17 protein-coding genes are annotated in these 19,896 nt (G+C 45.1%); 6 read left to right on the top strand and 11 right to left on the bottom strand.

Annotated elements, in window-relative coordinates:
- Window positions 1–160: 160 nt before the first annotated feature.
- Both bamJ (IEY67_RS09705) and bamJ (IEY67_RS09700) read right to left on the bottom strand, forming a co-directional pair.
- Complete coding sequence (bamJ, locus tag IEY67_RS09705; RefSeq protein WP_122373846.1) at window positions 161–880, bottom strand: BamJ family beta-barrel-assembly machinery protein; 720 nt, start codon at window positions 878–880, stop codon at window positions 161–163.
- Between the two features lie 13 nt (window positions 881–893).
- Window positions 894–1,481, bottom strand: coding sequence for a BamJ family beta-barrel-assembly machinery protein (bamJ, locus tag IEY67_RS09700; protein WP_122354381.1), 588 nt, complete (start codon window positions 1,479–1,481; stop codon window positions 894–896).
- Between the two features lie 97 nt (window positions 1,482–1,578).
- Here bamJ (IEY67_RS09700) and IEY67_RS09695 point away from each other — a divergent pair, with 97 nt between their 5' ends.
- Window positions 1,579–2,154, top strand: coding sequence for an RNA polymerase sigma-70 factor (locus tag IEY67_RS09695; RefSeq protein ID WP_122373848.1), 576 nt, complete (start codon window positions 1,579–1,581; stop codon window positions 2,152–2,154).
- A gap of 87 nt (window positions 2,155–2,241) precedes the next feature.
- On the top strand, window positions 2,242–3,291 hold the full coding sequence (locus tag IEY67_RS09690; protein ID WP_122354383.1) for a linear amide C-N hydrolase: 1,050 nt from the start codon (window positions 2,242–2,244) through the stop codon (window positions 3,289–3,291).
- A 10-nt stretch (window positions 3,292–3,301) separates the two neighbouring features.
- On the opposite strand, the gene IEY67_RS09685 is transcribed toward IEY67_RS09690, so the two are convergent.
- From IEY67_RS09685 to IEY67_RS09675, 3 genes are all read right to left on the bottom strand, one after another.
- On the bottom strand, window positions 3,302–3,814 hold the full coding sequence (locus IEY67_RS09685) for an SRPBCC family protein (protein WP_122354384.1): 513 nt from the start codon (window positions 3,812–3,814) through the stop codon (window positions 3,302–3,304).
- A 405-nt stretch (window positions 3,815–4,219) separates the two neighbouring features.
- A complete protein-coding gene (locus IEY67_RS09680) occupies window positions 4,220–4,603 on the bottom strand; it encodes a DUF3037 domain-containing protein (protein ID WP_183668241.1) in 384 nt (127 codons plus the stop codon).
- Window positions 4,581–5,363: a HipA family kinase gene (locus IEY67_RS09675; RefSeq protein WP_183668239.1), complete on the bottom strand. Its 783-nt coding sequence runs from the start codon at window positions 5,361–5,363 to the stop codon at window positions 4,581–4,583. Before IEY67_RS09675 ends, IEY67_RS09680 begins: the two co-directional genes overlap by 23 nt.
- A gap of 141 nt (window positions 5,364–5,504) precedes the next feature.
- On the opposite strand from IEY67_RS09675, the gene IEY67_RS09670 reads away from it, so the two are divergent.
- On the top strand, window positions 5,505–6,686 hold the full coding sequence (locus IEY67_RS09670; protein WP_183668237.1) for a low temperature requirement protein A: 1,182 nt from the start codon (window positions 5,505–5,507) through the stop codon (window positions 6,684–6,686).
- On the opposite strand, the gene dprA is transcribed toward IEY67_RS09670, so the two are convergent.
- The 3 genes from dprA to IEY67_RS09655 are packed head-to-tail and all read right to left on the bottom strand — an operon-like array spanning window position 6,649 to window position 9,433.
- Window positions 6,649–7,758, bottom strand: a complete 1,110-nt coding sequence (dprA, locus tag IEY67_RS09665) for a DNA-processing protein DprA (protein ID WP_183668234.1) — start codon at window positions 7,756–7,758, stop codon at window positions 6,649–6,651. The two genes, IEY67_RS09670 and dprA, sit on opposite strands and share 38 nt — an antisense overlap.
- A gap of 8 nt (window positions 7,759–7,766) precedes the next feature.
- Window positions 7,767–8,177, bottom strand: coding sequence for an acyl-CoA thioesterase (locus IEY67_RS09660; protein ID WP_007655786.1), 411 nt, complete (start codon window positions 8,175–8,177; stop codon window positions 7,767–7,769).
- Window positions 8,177–9,433 (bottom strand): peptidase U32 family protein, encoded by a 1,257-nt coding sequence (locus IEY67_RS09655; protein ID WP_122373853.1) that lies wholly within the window; start codon window positions 9,431–9,433, stop codon window positions 8,177–8,179. Before IEY67_RS09655 ends, IEY67_RS09660 begins: the two co-directional genes overlap by 1 nt.
- Before the next feature lie 250 nt (window positions 9,434–9,683).
- Between IEY67_RS09655 and IEY67_RS09650 the strand changes: the two genes are divergently transcribed.
- From IEY67_RS09650 to IEY67_RS09640, 3 genes are read left to right on the top strand one after another with little or no spacing between them, the layout of a single operon-like run.
- Complete coding sequence (locus IEY67_RS09650; protein ID WP_122373854.1) at window positions 9,684–10,793, top strand: efflux RND transporter periplasmic adaptor subunit; 1,110 nt, start codon at window positions 9,684–9,686, stop codon at window positions 10,791–10,793.
- Window positions 10,794–10,804: 11 nt separating this feature from the next.
- Window positions 10,805–13,999 carry an efflux RND transporter permease subunit gene (locus IEY67_RS09645; protein WP_122354391.1) on the top strand — a complete coding sequence of 1,065 codons (3,195 nt, stop codon included), beginning with the start codon at window positions 10,805–10,807 and terminating at the stop codon, window positions 13,997–13,999.
- Window positions 14,000–14,002: 3 nt separating this feature from the next.
- Complete coding sequence (locus IEY67_RS09640; RefSeq protein WP_183668232.1) at window positions 14,003–15,364, top strand: efflux transporter outer membrane subunit; 1,362 nt, start codon at window positions 14,003–14,005, stop codon at window positions 15,362–15,364.
- A gap of 131 nt (window positions 15,365–15,495) precedes the next feature.
- Here the strand turns inward: IEY67_RS09640 and IEY67_RS09635 are convergent, their stop codons facing one another.
- The 3 genes from IEY67_RS09635 to IEY67_RS09625 all read right to left on the bottom strand — a co-directional run bounded on the left by IEY67_RS09635 (window position 15,496) and on the right by IEY67_RS09625 (window position 19,884).
- Complete coding sequence (locus IEY67_RS09635; RefSeq protein ID WP_183668230.1) at window positions 15,496–16,692, bottom strand: DUF4934 domain-containing protein; 1,197 nt, start codon at window positions 16,690–16,692, stop codon at window positions 15,496–15,498.
- A 66-nt stretch (window positions 16,693–16,758) separates the two neighbouring features.
- Window positions 16,759–17,985: a tetratricopeptide repeat protein gene (locus tag IEY67_RS09630; RefSeq protein ID WP_229801018.1), complete on the bottom strand. Its 1,227-nt coding sequence runs from the start codon at window positions 17,983–17,985 to the stop codon at window positions 16,759–16,761.
- 207 nt (window positions 17,986–18,192) lie between these two features.
- Window positions 18,193–19,884: a M56 family metallopeptidase gene (locus tag IEY67_RS09625; RefSeq protein ID WP_183668226.1), complete on the bottom strand. Its 1,692-nt coding sequence runs from the start codon at window positions 19,882–19,884 to the stop codon at window positions 18,193–18,195.
- Window positions 19,885–19,896 lie beyond the last annotated feature (12 nt).

The following is a 19,896-nucleotide window of genomic DNA, read 5'->3' as shown; positions in this document are numbered from 1 at the left end:
GCTTTATTATACGCTCTTGTTATTTATATATCAAAAGTATATAATTATTTTCAACAATCTATCATTCTGAAAGAAAAAAGTACTAAATAAATAATAAAAGCGGGCAAATAATGCTTTTTAGCATAATTTACCCGCCCCTTTATTTACAAATGTAATATTGTTATTTCTGGTCGTCTTTCACGATATCCAGTAATTCTATTTCAAACTTCAAAGTACTGTTCGGTTTGATATTGCTTCCGCGAGGAGGTTGTTGACCATAACCCAATTCAGCCGGAACCCAAATAATATATTTAGAACCAACCGGCATAATCTGCAGAACTTCAGTCCATCCCGCAATCACCCGGTCTACAGCAAATTCAGCAGGTTCACCGCGATCTACAGAGCTATCGAACTTAGTCCCGTCCAGCAATGTACCTGTATAGTGTACTTTTACCCGATCTTCTTTTGCAGGTTTTGCACCTGTTCCTTCAGTTTCCACTTTATACTGCAAACCGCTTTCTGTAGTGATAACACCTTCTTTTGTCTTGTTTTCAGCAAGGAACTTATCTCCTTCTTCTTTTGCTTTCTCAGCTTCTTTAGCCTGAGCTTCTACAAAATAAGTGTTCAGAAAAGCCTGAGCCTGTTCCATAGTCATCTTCGCACCAGTAGTATCGTTCTTCAAAGCTGCTTCGAAACCAGCCAACAGATCGTCAATATTAACAGGACCACCAGGCATGCCTTCCAGATTCTGTTTGAACATACTTCCGTTCGCAATACCGATTGCATAGCTCGCGCTATCCGCACCAGTTTTCAGGCTGGCACTTCTTTTTGAGTCACAAGATGTGGCAGAAACGCCCAACGCTACAATAACCGTAGCAACTAAAACATTAATCTTTTTCATTTTTCTCTATAAATTATTTTACTATGTCCAATAATTCGACATCAAAAACCAATGCGCTGTTCGGTTCGATAGCTTCTCCTGCTCCATGTTCGCCATAAGCCAGGTTGGAAGGGATGAACAGTCTCCATTTGGAACCTACCGGCATTAGCTGCAATGCTTCCACCCATCCCGGGATTACCTGCGATACTCCGAATACAGCCGGTTCGCCGCGCTGTACTGAACTATCAAACACTGTACCGTTGATTAAAGTTCCGTGATAATGACATTTTACGTTGTCGGAAGCAGTCGGCGTTGGGCCTTCACCTTTCTGAAGTACCTGATATTGCAATCCGCTGGGCAGCGTTACAACACCTGCTTTTCCTTTATTGATAGTCAGGAATTCTTCGCCTGCTTTCTTATTGATTTCAAATTTTTCTTTTTGTAGCTTCATGAAGTAATCGTTGATCACCTGCTTAGCTTCGTCATAACTGATTTCAGGAGTCTGGCCGCCCAAAATATCTTTCAATCCTTTCACAAAGTCTTCAATCTGAAGATCATTAATGCCCGAGTTCTGGAAATTATTTCCGATACTTAAGCCAAGTGCATAACTTACTTTATCCATTCTTTTTCGTTTTCAACTAATTACAAGCTACAAAAGTAATGCTTTTAACTACACAAACGACATCAAAAGGTACTTTTTTATTACTTTTGCATCTGTTATGGGAGAACAACGGACGGAATCTTCACTATTTTCAACGCTCTTCGATCAATTCAGAGAGCCGTTCATCTTGTTTGCCAATTCATACGTAAGGGATATGGCCGCCGCGGAGGATATTTACATGGAGGCAATTATCCAGTATTGGGAGAAAAGAAAGGAGCTACCTGCCGACACTAATATCCCCGGATACCTATTAACATCTGTAAAAAACAAGGCACTCAACCACTTACGACACCTGACCATCCGGACTGATGCGGAAGATCAGCTATATGACCACCGCCAACGCGAACTAAATTTCCGTATCTCTTCTCTCGAGTCGTGCGACCCGTCAGAGCTCTTCACCATCGAAGTAAAAGAAATCATCCGGAAAACACTGGATGAATTACCGGAACAGACCCGTACGATCTTCTTTAAAAGCCGGTACGAGAGTATGACCAACCGGGAGATTGCGGCAGAACTGGACCTCAGCATCAAAACAATCGAGTTCCATATTTCGAAAGCATTGAAACTATTCCGCAGCAGGTTAAAGGATTATTTGCCGTTACTTATGGTTCTGACCAAAATAGGAGAACTCTGAAGTTAGCCGGACAGCCTGAAATAGAAATAACAGAGAAACTTAAACTTTCTGACAGACTAATCGTTTATATAATAAAACGATTAGATTATGAGATGTATTAAGAAATGGGGAATAGCGTTAGCCGCAATTACAGCGAGTGCACAGTTCAGCCCGGCAGATGCCTGTACCAGAGTTGTCTATCAGGGAAAAGGAAATACGGTGTTGACCGGACGGACAATGGACTGGAAAGAAGATAGCCGCAGTAACCTCTGGATATTTCCACGAGGAATGCAACGCAATGGCGAAATAGGTAAAAATCCATTGGAATGGACTTCTAAATATGGTAGCGTAGTTACTTCAGCATACGACATTTGCAGTACGGACGGGATGAATGAAAAAGGACTGGTAGCCAACCTGCTCTGGCTCGCCGAATCGGAATATCCCCAATGGGACGGTAAGAAGCCGGGATTATCCATTGCTGCCTGGGTTCAATATATGCTGGATAATTTTGCGACAGTGGACGAAGCTGTCGATTTTGTTGAAAAAGGGACATTTGAAGTGGTATCGGATATGATGCCGGACGGAACCCGGATGGCGACATTACACCTTTCCATCTCTGATGATAACGGCGACAATGCCATCTTCGAATATGTGAACGGGAAACTGAACATCCACCATGACAAATCCTACCAGGTCATGACCAACTCACCTGTTTTCGACCAACAGTTGGCTTTGGACGAATACTGGAAGAATATCGGAGGAACGACTTTCTTACCCGGAACCAACCGGGCGGCCGACCGTTTTGTCCGCGCTTCTTTCTATATTAATGCCATACCGAAGGTAGAAGATACACGCATGGCAGTGGCTAGTGTATTCAGCGTGATCCGTAACACGTCGGTTCCGTTGGGTATTACAACACCCGACCAACCGAATATTTCGTCTACGATATGGAGAACCGTTTCCGATCAGAAGAATAAAGTCTATTATTACGAATCGACCATTCACCCTAATATCTTCTGGGTTGATTTCAAGGATGTGGATTTTTCAGAAAAGGCACCGGTTAAAATGCTGGACCTGGTGGGCGGTAAAACCTATGCGGGTAATACGGCAGATCAGTTTGTCGTAACTGAACCATTCAAATTCCTGGGAGCTCATTAAGCTCCCTTTTTTATGCAATATCTTCACTCAACTTTACCCGCAGATCATTTTGATAGGTGTGCATGAACTTCTCCAGATTGAAGAATAAGCGGGAAAGGACTTTGAGGAAAGGATTTTTCATCCGAATGGTTTCCGTCGACGTAAAATGCGTCCCACCTGTGCTGGTTGCTTTCAATTCTCCTTTCCAGTGACCGGTGAATCCGTTCCCCCGGACAATATCGAACTCATACAAAGAATAAGGTTTTTTATGGGCAGTCCGAAAACGGATGACGGAGCCATTCTTCGCTATCTCATCCCAGACTTCTATCCCGTCATTTTCTTCTATAATGACAATTTCTTCCAGATCGCTGCGATAACCGTAATCGGCATTATTCGTCAGCGCATTATATACCTTCTCCGGCGATGCGTTATAATAACATTCACTGGTTGCGGTCCTTTCATTCGGCAAAAGAAGTCCGATGATAAAAATCAAAGCGACAATCCCTGCCACGACAATAAAGAAATAGATAAAGAAAGACATCATTATAAGCTTATTTCTAAATAACTGAATCACTGATTGTTTACAAATATAACCAATTAAAAGAATATAACAGAAACATTCCCGATAAAATCCATGCTGCTTTTCCGGGACCAACAAAAAAAGGTTTGCTTCGGGAGCAAACCTCTATAAACAATTAAAGCCTGTCTCACGACAAGCCCTAATCAAACTTTGTTAACCTTAAATCTAATACTATTATGAAAAAACCACAGTACAAAGATACGGCTGTAGCAAGTGTTTGTCAAGCTTTTTAGAGACAATATATGTTAAGCGGAAAAGCTTCTTTCGCCAAAAAGTGTTAGTGATGATAAAACTATATACAATACAGACAAAAACTGCTAAAATTAACAGTTAAAAAGAGGCTTTTCCACCGAGATATCCGATATTGATCTAGAGCACCAACTCTTCAAATAATTTTCCGAACGTTGCCTCCAGATCGCAGGAAAAGCCGGGATGCGGGCGGGAAGTCTGTATCGAAGAGCTCCGTACAGCCGTCAGCCAGCGAAAACGTTCGGGAATATCCATCGCAGCGATCGGACCTGCGTTTTTTGCACCCGAACAGATATGATCGAATACTTTCAGACTGGCATACAACGAATCCATATCCAGCTCCGATGAAAACAGACGGAGCTTCTTCTCGTTCACCTGATAACGGGCCTTTATAAAGCGGGCCTGTTTCGAGAACATGATAATGCCAACATTAATAAACTCCTCACGTTCCACCCGGGGAACAAAGCGGATAACGGCGTATTCATATAAGTGCTTTCCTTGCATCTTGCGCTTCTTTTATAAATGTTTCGGAATGGGCAATCCTTTCTGTCAGAAATTCCATATAGACATCTCTTATCTCCTGCGGCGTACCGGGACTTTCGCTCCACTGCAACCAGTCGTCCGGGATCAGGGAGACGATCTCACGGATCTTTTCCGGAGTAAGCAGGTGTTTGAACTCGGCATTCACTTCTTCCAGCTTACCGGCCTCCGGCAACAAAGCATGATCCTTGATCTGGATAAACGGGCTCAAGGCATGTTTTCGCCAGTTCGACCATGAATAATGGAAGTAGAGCGATGCTCCATGATCGATCAGCCATAATTCCTTATGCCACATCAGCATATTGGTATTGCGGGTCGTACGGTCCACATTGGTCAGCAGGGCATCCAGCCAGACGATCTGCGACGCCAGCTTTTCTCCTACCTTATTAACTACCGGGTCGAATGTCAGTGCGCCCGACAAGAAATGCAAGCCCAGGTTCAGACCACGGCTGGCCTGCAACAGGTCTTGTATCTCCTCATCGCCTTCCGTTCTTCCGAAAGCCTCGTCCAGATTCAGAAATACCAGCTCCGGGACACGAAAACCCAGTGCACGTGCGACTTCGCCACCGATCAGTTCGGCAATAAGCGCTTTGGTCCCATGACCGGCGCCACGGAACTTTACAACATATTTATATTCGTCGTCAGCTTCAGCCAAAGCCGGCAACGAGCCGCCTTCCCGTAAAGGCATAATATATCTGACAACATTCGCTGTTCGCAATTCCATATTCAAATGCTTTTGACAAAGATAAAGATACTTCCTGTTTACACAAAAGAAACAATCAACATCTCTAAAACAATATAAACAGGCAGTTGTTTTAATTGAAAAGGCGTTATCGGATTATACAGGCTATAAAATCATTGGCTTATGTCGCATTCTTCCCATCATTTATTAAGAAGTAGGGAGCAGGAAAGAGCTTCCGTCTCCTATTCGGAACTGTTGTTCGACCTGATCTATGTCTTTGCAGTCACACAGCTGTCGCATTATCTGCTTCATCACCTGGACTGGCAAGGATATGTACAGGAAATCATCCTGTGGTTTGCTGTCTGGCTCGCCTGGCAACATACAACCTGGGTGACCAACTGGTTCGACCCCGAAACACGTTCGATCCGGATACTACTGTTTATCCTGATGCTAGTCGGATTGATCATGGCTTCGGCTATTCCCGAAGCTTATACAAGCCGGGGGCTAATCTTTGCTGCCTGTTATGTCGCTATCCAGTTAGGGAGGACAATCGTAATTGTCTTTCTACTGGATAAAAAGCACCATCTATCTCCTAATTTCAAACGTATATTGGGTTGGTTTTGTATCTCTGCCGTATTCTGGATAACAGGGGCATTCAGCGAAGGGGACACACGTATTCTTTTGTGGCTGGTTGCCGTCCTGTGCGATTATATTTCGCCTATGTTCGGCTTTTACCTGCCGGGACTCGGACGGTCTATTTCCAGTAAAGAGTGGACAATCGAAGGACAACATCTGGCTGAGAGAAGCCAGTTATTCGTCATTATCGCTTTCGGTGAGACGATTATGATGACGGGGGCTTCACTCAGCGATTTTGAGATATGGGATTCTACAATTATCTATGCAGCGATCATTTCTTTCACCAATAGCCTGGCGATGTGGTGGATTTATTTTGATGTCAGCAGCGAGGCAGGCAGCCGGAAGATCAAAAAGATATCGAATCCCGGTTTACTCGGCCTGAAATATCACTCGATACATGTGGTACTGGTCGGTGCACTGATCATCTGTGCGGTTGGTGACGAACTGGTTGTCAATCACCCGTTGGGAGAAATGACGACAGGCGGCATCTTTGCGATGGTGGGCGGCCCGATCATTTATTTAATGAGTAATGCCATATATAAATGGATCACATGTCAGTTAATCGCTTGGTCGCATGTGATCGCAATTCTTACATTAGCCCTTATAATTCCGTTCGCTCGCTTTTTCAATCCACTTCAATTGAATGGATTAACGGCACTGATATTTATCGCGGTAGTTATTTATGAAACCGTTAGGCAAGCCGGTAGATATTTCCCGGCAAAGTCCTGATCAAACCGTTCATCTCCAGTTCAAAGAGCAAAGATGACAGTTCACGGACAGGCAGATTCAATGCAACTGCCAGTTGGTCGATATGCATCTCACCTCTTTCACGGAGAACAGTTATTACCGGTGCTGTCCGATCATCTTCCCCGAAAAACAATTCAGTCTGAACAGGGAGAGGAGAAGCTGTTTCCTTTATATCCCAGCAAAGCGCCGAGATAAGGTCGGAAGCGGAAGTTATCAGCCCAGCCTTATTCTGCCGGATCAAGGCATTGCAGCCTTTCGAATGGAGATCGTTTACCCGACCGGGAAATGCGTAGACATCACGCCCATAGGAGAAAGCAAGATCGGCAGTGATCAGCGAGCCGCCTTTCTCGGCAGATTCTATGACGACCGTCGCATCCGCCATACCCGCAACAATCCGGTTACGCCGTACAAAGTTCGGCTTATCCGGTTCCGTTCCACTGCGAAATTCAGTCAGCAAACCTCCGCGGTCCAACATATCCACTGCTACGGAACGATGCGAAGGCGGATAAATACGATCCAACCCATGAGCCAGCACACCTACCGTCGGCAAGTTCGCTTTAAGCGCAGCCCGATGGGCACATACGTCGATACCATAAGCCAGTCCGCTTACGATCAGTAAGTTCGGGATAGAAAGCGAAAGGGTGTGTACCAGTTCGTCCGTCATCACCCTGCCATACTCCGTCGCATGCCGGGTTCCAACAATACTGATAATACGAGAAGCATTCAGATCGGCACCGCCTTTGAAATAAAGAAGTACCGGAGCATCGGAGCACTCCTTCAAACGTTTCGGGTAATTCTCATCTGTCAGAAAATAACAGATGATCTGGTTCTTTTCAATAAAGGCTAACTCTTTTTCCGCTTGCAGAAGGACTTCCGGGCGTTTGATGGCAGCAGCCGTAGCCGTGCCGAAACCCGGAATCTTCTCCAATACTTGCTGTTTTTCTGTAAAAACGCCTTCTGCATCGCCACAGGTTTGCAAAAGCTGACGGGCCAGGATATCTCCTACCCCGTTTATCATAGTTAAGCCAATTTGGTAAATCCGGTTGTCTGTCATGATCTATATCATAGTTTATCCTGTATCCTTTTAAGCATTTCGTCGAAATATTCGCCGCGGGTCAGCTTGCCGTCCTGCACAACTACAGACTCAACTTTTCCCTTGGTTGCCAGCGCGCCGTCGGAAGCCCGGTAGATATCCTGTTCAAAAACCAGCTTCACTCCTTTCTTATACACATTCAGGCAAGAGATATAACTGTCGCCGCTCTTCAAAGATGTTTTATAATCTATCTCCACATGAGAAACGAAGCCGTCCACCCCTTTATCGTGCATGGCTCCGAAATTCTCGCCCAGCGATTCGAGGAACTCATGACGGGTATGCTCCATATAATGCTGATAGTTGGAGTTGTTCACTACTCCCTGCAGGTCGCATTCATAATCGCGCACCTTGTCTGTCAGTTTAAAAATATACTCTTTCATTATTTCAGTTCTTTATCGTTGTTAGGTACCATTTTATACAGGCGGTCGGAAGGGCGTACCTTTTCAGATACTTTGAAGGAGAAACGCTCGCCTTTTACAGTTTCTTCCACCGGCTTCAGGTCGACACGTATCTCATCGATGGTCTGCATCACCGCACCGGTTGTCGGGCCTGTGATCAGAATCTCATCTCCCGCTTTCAGCGAGCCCGATTCCATTTCAAATTCAGCCACACCGATGCCGCTGAAGTATTTGATGCCTTTCGCCACATAGACTTTCTTCTTAGTCGAACCGGAACCATACTTGCTGCTCCATTCACCCAAACGCTGTCCCAGATAATAGCCGTCCCAGAAGCCCCGGTTGAAGACGCTTTTCAGACGCTCGTCCCAGACGGCGATCTTTTCTTCATCATATGTTCCACTGCAATAAGCCTTCACTGCTTCTTTATAGCATTCAGTCACGAGACGCACATATTCCGGTCCGCGGGCACGACCTTCGATCTTGAATACCCGCACGCCTGCATCCATCATCTTATTCATGAAATGGATCGTTTTCAGGTCTTTGGGCGACATGATATATTGGTTTTCTATATCCAGTTCGATGTTGCTGTCCTTATCTTTCACCGTATATCCGCGGCGGCAGATTTGCATGCAAGCACCCCGGTTGGCAGACGCATTCATTTCATGCAGGCTCAAATAGCATTTACCGGAAACAGCCATACACAAGGCTCCGTGGGCAAACATCTCGATACGGATCAGTTCGCCTCTCGGACCGGTTATCTGCTGTTCTACGATCTGTTGATAGATTTCGGCTACCTGTTTCAGATTCAATTCGCGTGCCAGCACCACCACATCGGCAAACTGGGCGTAGAACTTCAGCGCCTCCACATTCGATATATTCAGTTGGGTAGACAGGTGAACCTCCTGCCCGATCCGGTTCGCATAACTCATGGCAGCCACGTCTGCCGCAATAATTGCAGAGACTTCCGCTTCCTTTGCCGCATCGATAATTTCACGCATCAATGCCAGGTCTTCCCCATAAATAACCGTATTAACCGTCAGATAACTCTTAATGCCGTGTTCCTTACAGATGGAGACAATCTTACGCAAATCGTCCGTGGTGAAATTATTGGAAGAGCGCGAACGCATATTCAGTCCTTCAATGCCGAAGTAGATGGAGTCGGCTCCTCCCTGGATAGCTGCCATCAACGACTCATACGAGCCGACCGGCGCCATTATTTCAAAATCTTTCTCGTTCAAAGCTGTTTGGTTTTAAATTAGAAACCACAAAGATACGGCTTTCTTCGCATACTTCTAAGATAAAACCAGTTAACTTTTATCTGGTACCGGATAATGTGTACAACGATATCACACATTTATTTTATTTCATTAGATTTTCTTTTCTTAAAATATCCGTATACTATAAATACAGAAGATTTATATAAAAATTCAGACAAATAATTTCCTACATTCATCTGTTAAATTTGCGGCATTTAACAAATTAAGACATATGATACAAGCAAAAGCAAGATGGATACAGCTGATGATGATTATTGGTTGTACGACAATGTGGATGACATCCTGTAAAAAAGAGACGTCGGATGCACAGATGAAAGCATCTTACGCAACAATGAAAGTTTCAACAGCCAATAGGGAGTTGACCATACCCTATTCAGCGTCTATTCGCGGTCGCCAAGATATAGATATTTATCCGCAAGTATCAGGAACTATCGAACGGCTCTGCGTAACAGAAGGACAGGTTGTACGAAAAGGACAGTTACTTTTTGTAATCGACCAAGTACCTTATAAGGCCGCTTTGAAAACAGCTCAAGCCAACGTTGAGGTTGCAAAAGCAGCTTTAGGTACTGCCGAATTGAATTACAACAGCACAAAAGAACTGTTTGCCAAAAAAGTTGTTTCCGAATTCAATCTGAAAACAAGCCAGAACAATTACCTGACAGCCAAAGCGCAACTGTCACAGGCAGAAGCACAGGAGTTAAATGCAAAAAACAACCTTTCTTATACAGAAGTAAAAAGTCCGAGCGACGGAGTAGTCGGTATGCTGCCTTATCGTGCCGGAGCATTGGTTAGTGCCAATATTCCTCAGCCTTTAACAACTGTTTCTGACAATTCAAATATGTATGTTTACTTCTCCATGACGGAAAACCAGCTTTTGGCCATGAGCCGTCAACATAAAAGCATGGATGAAGCTTTGGCCAATATGCCGGAAGTCACTTTGAAACTGAACGACCAGTCTGTTTATGAGCAGAAAGGCAAAATTGAATCTATCAGCGGAGTGATCGACCGCAAAACCGGTACGGTAGGCGTTAGAGCCGTTTTCCCGAATGAATCCCGCCTACTCCATAGCGGAGCATCCGGCAATGTACTCATTCCGCAAACCTACACAGACTGCATCGTTATCCCGCAAGGCGCAACAGTCCGTTTGCAAGATAAAACCCTTGTTTACAAAGTAGTCGATGGTAAGGCCGTTTCTACATTAATTACCGTTGCTGAAATCAGCGACGGCCGTGAATATATCGTACTCGACGGGCTTAAGGTTGGTGAAGAAATTGTATCCGAAGGAGCCGGATTGGTACGTGAAGGAACACAAGTAAAATAAATTAGCAAAATATGAAAGGAAATATTTTTATCAAACGGCCTGTTATGGCCATATCTATCTCCATTCTTATTTTGGCGATAGGACTCATTTCGCTCTTTACCTTGCCGGTCGAGCAATATCCGGATATTGCCCCTCCTACGGTCCATGTATCGGCAAGCTATACCGGAGCAGATGCTGATGCCGTGATGAACAGTGTCATTATGCCATTGGAAGAAAGTATCAATGGTGTGGAAAATATGATGTACATGACTTCCACAGCCACCAATGCAGGTTCGGCGACTATCGAAGTGTACTTCAAACAAGGGACAGATCCCGATATGGCAGCCGTCAACGTCCAAAACCGTGTAACAAAAGCACAAGGTTTATTACCTGCCGAAGTAACCCGTATCGGTGTCAGCACACAGAAACGTCAGACCAGTTTCTTACAAATCGATGCACTTGTCAGTTCAAACGGACGCTATGACAAGACATTCCTCGGAAACTACCTGGATATTAACGTTGTGCCACGTATCAAACGTATCGAAGGCGTTGGTGACGTTATGGAGTTGGGCGATACCTATAGTATGCGTATCTGGTTGAATCCCGAACGTATGGCTCAATATGGATTGATCCCCTCAGACGTAACTTCTATTCTGGGAGAACAAAATATTGAAGCACCTACCGGTTCATTAGGTGAAAACTCAAAGAATGTATTCCAATATACCATGAAATATCGCGGACGTTTGAAAAGCGTGGAAGAGTTTCAAAACATCGTTGTCCGTGCCCAAGAAGATGGCTCCGTGTTGCGTCTGAAAGATGTGGCCAAAGTAGAATTGGGGACATTGAGCTATGGCTTCGACAGCCAGATGGATGGTAAACCAGCCGTGACCTTCATGATTTACCAAGTAGCAGGCTCCAATGCAACAGAAGTAAACGAACGCATTGCAGCCGAATTGAAAGAGATAGAAAAGGAATTGCCCGCCGGTATGGAATTTATCACGATGATGAGTTCCAACGACTTCCTTTTCGCTTCTATATATAATGTAGTAGAGACATTGATCGTCGCCATCATACTTGTAATCTTGGTGGTATATTTCTTCCTGCAGGACTTCAAGAGTACGCTTATTCCTTCTATCGCCATCATTGTTTCACTGATCGGTACATTTGCCTGCTTAACAGCTGCCGGGTTCACAATCAACATCCTGACACTGTTTGCATTGGTGCTTGCCATCGGTACGGTGGTGGATGATGCCATTGTGGTGGTAGAAGCCGTACAAGCCAAATTCGATGCAGGTTATCAATCCGCTTATCAGGCAACAAAAGATGCGATGGGGGATGTAACCATGGCCGTTATATCTTGTACGTGTGTGTTTATGGCCGTGTTTATTCCTGTTACTTTTATGGGAGGAACATCCGGTATCTTCTACACGCAGTTTGGTGTAACTATGGCAACCTCCGTAGGTCTTTCGATGATTTGTGCCTTGACACTCTGTCCGGCTCTTTGTGCCATGATGATGCGTCCTAGCGATGGAACCAAGAGTGCCAAAAGTTTCAACGGACGGGTGCGCGCCGCTTATAATGCTTCGTTCAACGCCGTATTGGGCAAATACAAAAAAGGAGTGATGTTCTTTATCCACCACCGTTGGATGGTGTGGGTCGGTATGGTAGGAGCTATCGTCTTATTAGGATGGTTGATCAGCAGTACCAAAACAGGTCTTGTTCCTCAGGAAGACCAAGGAACTATCATGGCCAACGTGGCAATTGCTCCGGGTAGTACGCTGGCAGAGACAACCAAGGTGTTGGACAAGGTGGAAGACATCCTCAAAAACACCCCTGAGATAGAACACTACTCCCGAGTAGCCGGTTACGGTTTCCTGGCTGGTCAGGGTACATCTTATGGTATGGCTATCATCCGTTTGAAAGACTGGAGTGAGCGTAAAGGCAGCGAACATGTTTCCGATGCCGTAATCACCCGATTGAATGCACAATTCGCTCAAATCAAAGAGGCGCAGATATTCTGCTTCCAGCCGGGTATGATTCCGGGTTACGGTATGGGTAACTCCATTGAGCTTAACTTGCAGGATCGTACCGGAGGGGATATGGGCACGTTCTACCAAAAAGCCATGCAATATATCGGAGCATTAAACCAGCGTCCGGAAGTGGCTATGGCTTATACTTCGTATGCAATGAACTTCCCCCAAATTGCAGTGGATGTAGATGCTGCCAAATGTAAACGTGCGGGTATTTCACCTTCAACAGTGCTTGATGTACTGGGTAGTTATTGCGGTGGTGCCTACGTTTCCAACTACAACCAATTCGGAAAAGTATATCGCGTCATGTCGCAGGCTTCACCGGAATACCGTTTGGATGAACAAGCGCTGAACAACATGTTCGTAAGAAACGGTACAGAAATGGCACCGATTAGCCAGTTCGTAACGCTCAAACGCGTATTAGGTCCGGAAGTCGCCAACCGTTTCAACCTGTTTAGCTGTATCACAGTGAATGTAAATCCGGTTCCGGGCTATTCTACAGGTGAAGTACAGAAAGCTATAGAAGAGGTGGCCGCACAAATGTTACCTACAGGCTACGGTTACGAATATGGTGGTATGGCACGCGAAGAGGCTAGCAGCGGAGGTTCTCAAACACTCTTTATCTATGCCGTCTGTATCTTGCTTATCTACTTGATTCTGGCTTGTCTTTACGAAAGCTTCCTTGTGCCTTGGGCGGTTATCCTTTCCGTCCCGTTTGGTTTGATGGGTTCATTCCTGTTCGCTAAATTATTCGGATTGGAAAACAACATTTACTTGCAGACTGGTGTAATTATGTTAATTGGTCTTTTGGCTAAAACGGCTATTTTGATTACAGAGTTTGCCATCGAGCGTCGCCGCCAGGGAATGGGCATCGTCGAATCGGCCTATTCGGCAGCACAGGCCCGTCTGCGTCCGATCCTGATGACCGTACTTACCATGATTTTCGGTATGCTTCCGCTGATGTTCGCTTCCGGAGCCGGTGCTAACGGTAACAGTTCATTGGGAACAGGCGTTGTCGGTGGTATGGCTGTTGGAACATTGGCCTTATTGTTTGTTGTACCGGTATTCTATATCATTTTCGAGTATCTGCAAGAAAAGATTCGTCCGCCAATGGAAGTGGAAACCGATATCCAAGTTGCGTTGGAAAAACAAAAAAGCAAGGACGAACGTGACGGTTTAAACAATGAAAAGAATTAAGACATGAAGAAAATAATTGTATTGACAACCGCAACTGCCTTACTTAGCAGTTGCGGCATATACACCAAATATCAACCGGCCACAACAACTCCAGATAATTTATACGGAGAAGAGGTGGTCGTCAACGATACAACAAACTTCGGTAATATCAACTGGCGGGAACTTTTTACAGACCCGCAGCTGCAAACACTTATCGAACAGGGGTTGCAAAACAATACAGACCTTTCGTCCGCCCAACTGAGAGTGGAAGAAGCGGAAGCATCATTGCTGTCGGCAAAACTGGCCTTTTTGCCTTCACTGGCCCTTACTCCACAAGGAACAGTAAGCAGTTTCGATGGTGGCAAAGCAACTCAAACATATACATTGCCTGTCACTGCCAGCTGGGAATTAGACATTTTCGGACGTCTGCGCAATGCCAAGCAACAAGCAAAAGCGTTATACGCCCAAAGCAAAGACTATCAACAGGCCATACGTACCCAACTGATTGCCGGAATAGCAAACACCTATTATACGCTATTGATGCTGGACGAGCAGTTATTAATCTCTCAACAAACGGAAGAGTCCTGGAAAGAGGCGGTAGCTTCTACTCGTGCATTGATGGATGCCGGTTTAGCAAACGAGGCAGCCACTTCACAAATGGAAGCTGCCTACTACAGTGTGCAAACATCCATAGTCGACCTGAAAGAACAAATCAATCAGGTAGAAAACAGCCTTTCGTTATTGCTTGCTGAAACTCCTCGTCGGTACGAGCGCGGCAAATTGGCCGAACAGCAGTTTCCGGAAGATATAGCTGTCGGAATCCCTATGCAGTTGTTGGCAAACCGTCCTGATGTCCGTTCTGCCGAACGTTCATTGGAACAGGCTTTCTATGCAACAAATCAAGCGCGTGCAGCTTTCTACCCCTCTATCGTGTTGAGCGGAAGCGCCGGTTGGACCAACTCGGCCGGAGGCATGATTGTCAATCCGGGTAAATTCCTGGCATCGGCTGTCGGTTCATTGACACAGCCCTTGTTCAACAAAGGACAAATCACAGCTCAATATCGCATAGCCAAAGCCCAGCAGGAAGAAGCTAGCCTGGCATTCCAGCAGGCTCTTTTGAATGCCGGAAGTGAAGTCAACGATGCATTAGTGGCTTGCCAAAGCAGCAAAGCAAAGACAGCCTTGTACGAGAAACAAATTACGTCTTTGGAAAAAGCGTTGGAGAGTACCTCCTTATTGATGGAATACGGAACAAATACCTATCTGGAAGTACTGACAGCCCGTCAATCACTGTTAAGTGCACAATTGTCACAAACCGCCAACCGATTCACCGAGATACAAAGCATGATAAACCTCTATCATGCGTTGGGTGGCGGTAGAGAATAAAGCAACATTTGAGAATTCATAATACTTTAACCAAACCTTAATTTACAATCGGTCCTGTTTCAATAAGAACACTTTGGTTTCTTAAAGAAACAGGACCTTTTATTGTGGGCAAAATTTATTCGTGCCTTTTATTAGCGCAAATGATAAATAGTAACCAGCGGATTCGATTCTTCTGTTATTTTCTGCAACACAGGATGTTCCTTTAACTTCGGATCTTTTTCTTTCAGATATTCAATTTCTACCGCTGTATTCACCTGTATCATCAGCTTTTTAGCCGGATAAGAGAAGAAAGGCCAGATAGGAAGTCCGCCATCCGTTTCATTGCGGATGCCGATGCCGGTCAACGCCCTGTTGTGTTTGAATAGCTCCATGGCGTCAATATCTGATGCTTCACGGATCAAGGCCCCGGTCTGCTTATCCAGTCGATATAAAAAGAATTTAGATTCATTGGAGCTTTGGAAGCATTTGGCAAAATAAAAACGGGGCGTTTCGAAGAGATTAAAAACACTATATGTGCCGTCGACAGAGGCATTGCCGGTTTTAGACGAACGCATTTCCTTCTCCTCCGATGCGGAATAGCCGTTGTTAACAAGGAAAGCCGGCGAAATCGTTTTTGCATTCACATTCCAGACCGTGTCGGTTCCTTCTGAATAGCAAAACCAACCGTCCATGCTTCCGTTATATATCCATCCTTTCAGGCTGGTTTCTTCCAACGGCATCAGGTTTATATTCCCAATGGTCGGGCGAAGCGCGATCGTATCATCCGTCGCCCAGTTAAAGATTCCCAGACTGAACATACCCGGAACATTCAACGGAACATACATTCTGCCCAATTCGGCCATCACGTTCGGTCCGACGGAAAGCTGATAAGAATAAGGATGCAAACTTGTTATCTTCTTGATAAACTCTCCGTAGAAAGAATAAAAAGAGGTAGAGAAGTACTCACTGACACAGAAAAGACGGTTTTCTTCATCCACAGTGAACGATATGATCTGCCCCGTTTCCCCCGGACCGTTTCCTGTCTTCGCTATCCGACGAAGAAAATGACCTTTCCGGTCGAACTGCAACACACCGTCCTGACGGGTAGAATAAACGAATATATACTCATCGGTAACCGCTATATCCAATATATTGGCGATCAAAGATTCGTCCGTCAGTTCCAGAGGAATGTATTCGACGGATTCTATCTCGTCTGCTATTTCCACCTGACCGGAAGCAAAGTCTTTTGCCGTCAGATCGATCTGAAGCAACTCACCGGAAGACTTTTTCGATCCGCATCCGGTACTAATAAGAATGGCTGCCATGAGCCCGAACAATACCTTTTTCATACGCTTTTTTTCAGACAAAAGTAGAAGAAAGCCTCTTTTCGCGGTTTCACATCAGTTCACATCTGCTTAAAAATCACGAATAAAGGCATCGCATAGCTCCGGTGTCCCCTTTTCTCCCGTCATTTTCTGATACAGGCGGACACGGCGCATCGAAATAGCCTGATTCGTACAACACAGCAGCATGGCGGTTACCGAAGGGGGAACAGCCATTTTAATCAGGCAACACATGCGCCATTCCTGTTCACTCAATTTCGGAATCTTCCTTTTCAGCCGTTCACGAAATTCGGGATAGGTGCCGTTCACTGCCTGCAGCAACTCTTCCCAGTCTTTAGGTGCCGGCTTCCATTCTTCTTTTCTGTGGAAACGCTGATACACTTCAGAAGAGTGGAACTCTGTTTCAGACAACGCAACAACGGTCTTCTTCTTCCAGTAACGGAAATAGCCCCAGCCCCCGATTCCACAAACGGCCAGCAGACCGATCCAGAGAAAGGCCTGCCCTTTTTGTGTCTTTTCAGCATTCGACAAACGATTCTCCCACGTTCTCTGTTCAGAAGTAAAAAGTAGCTGGGCTATCTGATTCTGTTCTTTCTCCTGCCGCAGGGAAGACAAATAATGGGAATAGTTTTTACGGTAAAAGTCAGCCTGCAAACTGTCTCCACGACTCTCGGCAATCCGGGACAGGGAAGCATATACATGTGGATGGGAAGCGGGCACATGGCTTAGATAGTCCTCGGCTTCTTCCAATTCGCCTGAAGAGATTTTCAGGTCGGCCAATGCCAGACAGAGCTCCGCTTTCTCTTCTCCGGAAATATCTTGTTCGAGTTCCTCTTTCAATAACAGTTCGGCTTCCCGGCAGCGTCCTCCCTGTTGTAATATCTTTGCCTGACTGATCCGGCAACCGCCTATCTGATAATAATAGCATGCACTATCCGCCTCTCCGGTCAAGGCATGGATATCGCCTATTTCCCGATAAAGCTCCATCCGCAGGGAATCGTTGGCGTTACCGATGTAAGACAAGGCCTTTTTTTCGCATTGCAACGCTTCATGCTTCAAGGATTGGTTCCGGTATATATTTCCCATCCTCCGGTAAGCAGCAGATAAAGCAACACTGTCTTTTTCCTTTTCAGCCAACCTCGCTGCCTGTTGATACATCGCTAAAGCAGGAAGATATTGCAACCGTTCTTCATAGAATGCAGCCTGCCGGAGAAGAGATTCGGCAGGTATGGCCTCTTGCCGTCCGGCTCCGGAAGAACAGGAGACAAGCAGACAAATAAAAAAGAATATCCCTATCATAAGCGACAAAGATACAAGCTTCTACTTATACTCTGCCACCTCACTAGCGAACTTTTAATGCTCTGTTCCTTATTATTGAGTTTTTTGGCCGTTATATATTAGTGGCAAAGTACAGGAGAAAAATAATTAATGAGAGTGATGAACAGACTAAAAGTATAGCAAAGGAAGGCCTATCAAAGCCTTCCTCTACTATTCTTCCTATTCTTTTCAGCTACCTATGGATTCTTTTCTCTGAACTATATACTCGACGTCATACTTGATCTTATCCTTTAAAATATCTTGCACGCCTTCCAGCAAACCATCCGGAGCTTTCTTAAACAGTGTGATAGTGACCGTCGATATATCATCGCTATATATCTTATCTATACGTCCTTCCAACCCTTTCCCTCGCTGGGCATGGCGTGCGTAAAAGAGAATATCCTGGTCTTCTTTCCCACTCTTATATTTGAAAGTGATTGTTCCATCCGGATGGGGTGGCGGAGGAGGGGGAAGCACATTCTTATTATCAGAAGGTGCTTGTATCTTCTTCTTCTCCGTCGAAAAGAGCATATGATGTTTGCTATCTTCAAACAAAAGGAAAGGGGCTTTATCAGTTCCAACGGTTGCTTGTTGTTGCTGGAATGCCTCCTTTACCATCTCCAACGTACGATCGACCTTTTCTTTCGGTGTATTTATATCCTGCTTAAAATAAAAAGAGACAGGCTTTCCGTTCTTTTTCTGAGAAGCAAACTGTTCCTGCAGCACAGGTGGCAATTCCTCTATCGAAAGCATCTTATCGTAATTCAATAAAACGACACTGTTTGCATTCATAAACAGCTCGTACATGTTCGTATTCTTCTTCAGAAATGCACTGGTCTTATCGGCAGAAGCCGTTATAACCGTATCATTCACATACTTGTCCAACTCCGTTTTAAAGAATTCTTTCAAATCCTGTTGTTCTTCCGGCGGAGTATCCTTATCTTTGCTTTGGATAAGCGTCTCCAACTGCCGGTTCACTTCCGGACGGGCAAAAGCATTGAGGACGATAAGTCCCACGGGAACCAGGAGCAGCAGCTTCAACCGGGCCCAATTGTTTGATTTACCTTTTAACATCATAGTAATACGTTTTTTAATTTTACTGTGGTTAAAGCTGTTGGCAAGAGTGTAGAGGCTGGAGCCGACAGCTTTTTTCACGAGTAACAGTTGATATTTTGTTGCATCGATACCTTGAGCAAGTACGCCCTTATCGGCTTGGTATTCATGGATATCCTTCAGTTCGCGTTTCAACAGCCAGGCAGCCGGATTGAACCAGTGAAGCCAGAGGATCACTTCCATAAAAAGCAGATCGACAGAATGGCGGGATTTCAAATGTATTTTTTCATGGGTAAGGATCTCATCCGGATACTTTCCATAATCATCTTCGGATAAGATGATATACCGCCCCCAGCTAAAAGGGGAAACGGCATCCGGAGTCAATATTAATGTATAACGCCCTTGCCGCAACTGACGCCCACTCCGGATAAGAACAAACATTTTTCGAAACGACAGCAACGTGACCGCCAGACAGACAAGAACTCCGGCCAGATAAACCAGAAATAAAACCTGTCCCCAGTCGATAGCCATAGCAGGTTCGACAGCTGGAGTAACCATCGTTTCCGAAACCGCACCGGGAAGAACCGCAGAGGTTGCCCTCTCCCCCATGATCATCTCTTCCAGATGAATAAGAGGTTGCTGTATCAATAGCGGCTCGGCTGTCTTTATCTTGATTGCAGGCAACAACATACATATACTCATTCCCCCTAACAACACCCATCGGTTGAAACGAAAGAACGTATCATTACTCAGCAAAGCCTTGAACCCGAGATAAAACAGGATCAGGCAAACAGTGGATTTTAATATGTATAGAAGTAAAGTACCCATAAACCCAGTCTT

This window comes from Parabacteroides faecis (genome assembly GCF_014647375.1).
Lineage (GTDB): Bacteria > Bacteroidota > Bacteroidia > Bacteroidales > Tannerellaceae > Parabacteroides > Parabacteroides faecis.
This window is presented reverse-complemented; position numbering and strand designations above follow the sequence as displayed.

Excerpts from the sequence above, each read along its gene's own strand:
- bamJ (WP_122373846.1), bottom strand. The coding sequence starts at position 880 with ATGAAAAAGATTAATGTTTTAGTTGCTACGGTTATTGTAGCGTTGGGC.
- bamJ (WP_122354381.1), bottom strand. The coding sequence starts at position 1,481 with ATGGATAAAGTAAGTTATGCACTTGGCTTAAGTATCGGAAATAATTTC.
- IEY67_RS09695 (WP_122373848.1), top strand. The coding sequence starts at position 1,579 with ATGGGAGAACAACGGACGGAATCTTCACTATTTTCAACGCTCTTCGAT.
- IEY67_RS09690 (WP_122354383.1), top strand. The coding sequence starts at position 2,242 with ATGAGATGTATTAAGAAATGGGGAATAGCGTTAGCCGCAATTACAGCG.
- IEY67_RS09685 (WP_122354384.1), bottom strand. The coding sequence starts at position 3,814 with ATGATGTCTTTCTTTATCTATTTCTTTATTGTCGTGGCAGGGATTGTC.
- IEY67_RS09680 (WP_183668241.1), bottom strand. The coding sequence starts at position 4,603 with ATGCAAGGAAAGCACTTATATGAATACGCCGTTATCCGCTTTGTTCCC.
- IEY67_RS09675 (WP_183668239.1), bottom strand. The coding sequence starts at position 5,363 with ATGGAATTGCGAACAGCGAATGTTGTCAGATATATTATGCCTTTACGG.
- IEY67_RS09670 (WP_183668237.1), top strand. The coding sequence starts at position 5,505 with ATGTCGCATTCTTCCCATCATTTATTAAGAAGTAGGGAGCAGGAAAGA.
- dprA (WP_183668234.1), bottom strand. The coding sequence starts at position 7,758 with ATGACAGACAACCGGATTTACCAAATTGGCTTAACTATGATAAACGGG.
- IEY67_RS09660 (WP_007655786.1), bottom strand. The coding sequence starts at position 8,177 with ATGAAAGAGTATATTTTTAAACTGACAGACAAGGTGCGCGATTATGAA.
- IEY67_RS09650 (WP_122373854.1), top strand. The coding sequence starts at position 9,684 with ATGATACAAGCAAAAGCAAGATGGATACAGCTGATGATGATTATTGGT.
- IEY67_RS09645 (WP_122354391.1), top strand. The coding sequence starts at position 10,805 with ATGAAAGGAAATATTTTTATCAAACGGCCTGTTATGGCCATATCTATC.
- IEY67_RS09640 (WP_183668232.1), top strand. The coding sequence starts at position 14,003 with ATGAAGAAAATAATTGTATTGACAACCGCAACTGCCTTACTTAGCAGT.
- IEY67_RS09635 (WP_183668230.1), bottom strand. The coding sequence starts at position 16,692 with ATGAAAAAGGTATTGTTCGGGCTCATGGCAGCCATTCTTATTAGTACC.
- IEY67_RS09630 (WP_229801018.1), bottom strand. The coding sequence starts at position 17,985 with ATGATAGGGATATTCTTTTTTATTTGTCTGCTTGTCTCCTGTTCTTCC.
- IEY67_RS09625 (WP_183668226.1), bottom strand. The coding sequence starts at position 19,884 with ATGGGTACTTTACTTCTATACATATTAAAATCCACTGTTTGCCTGATC.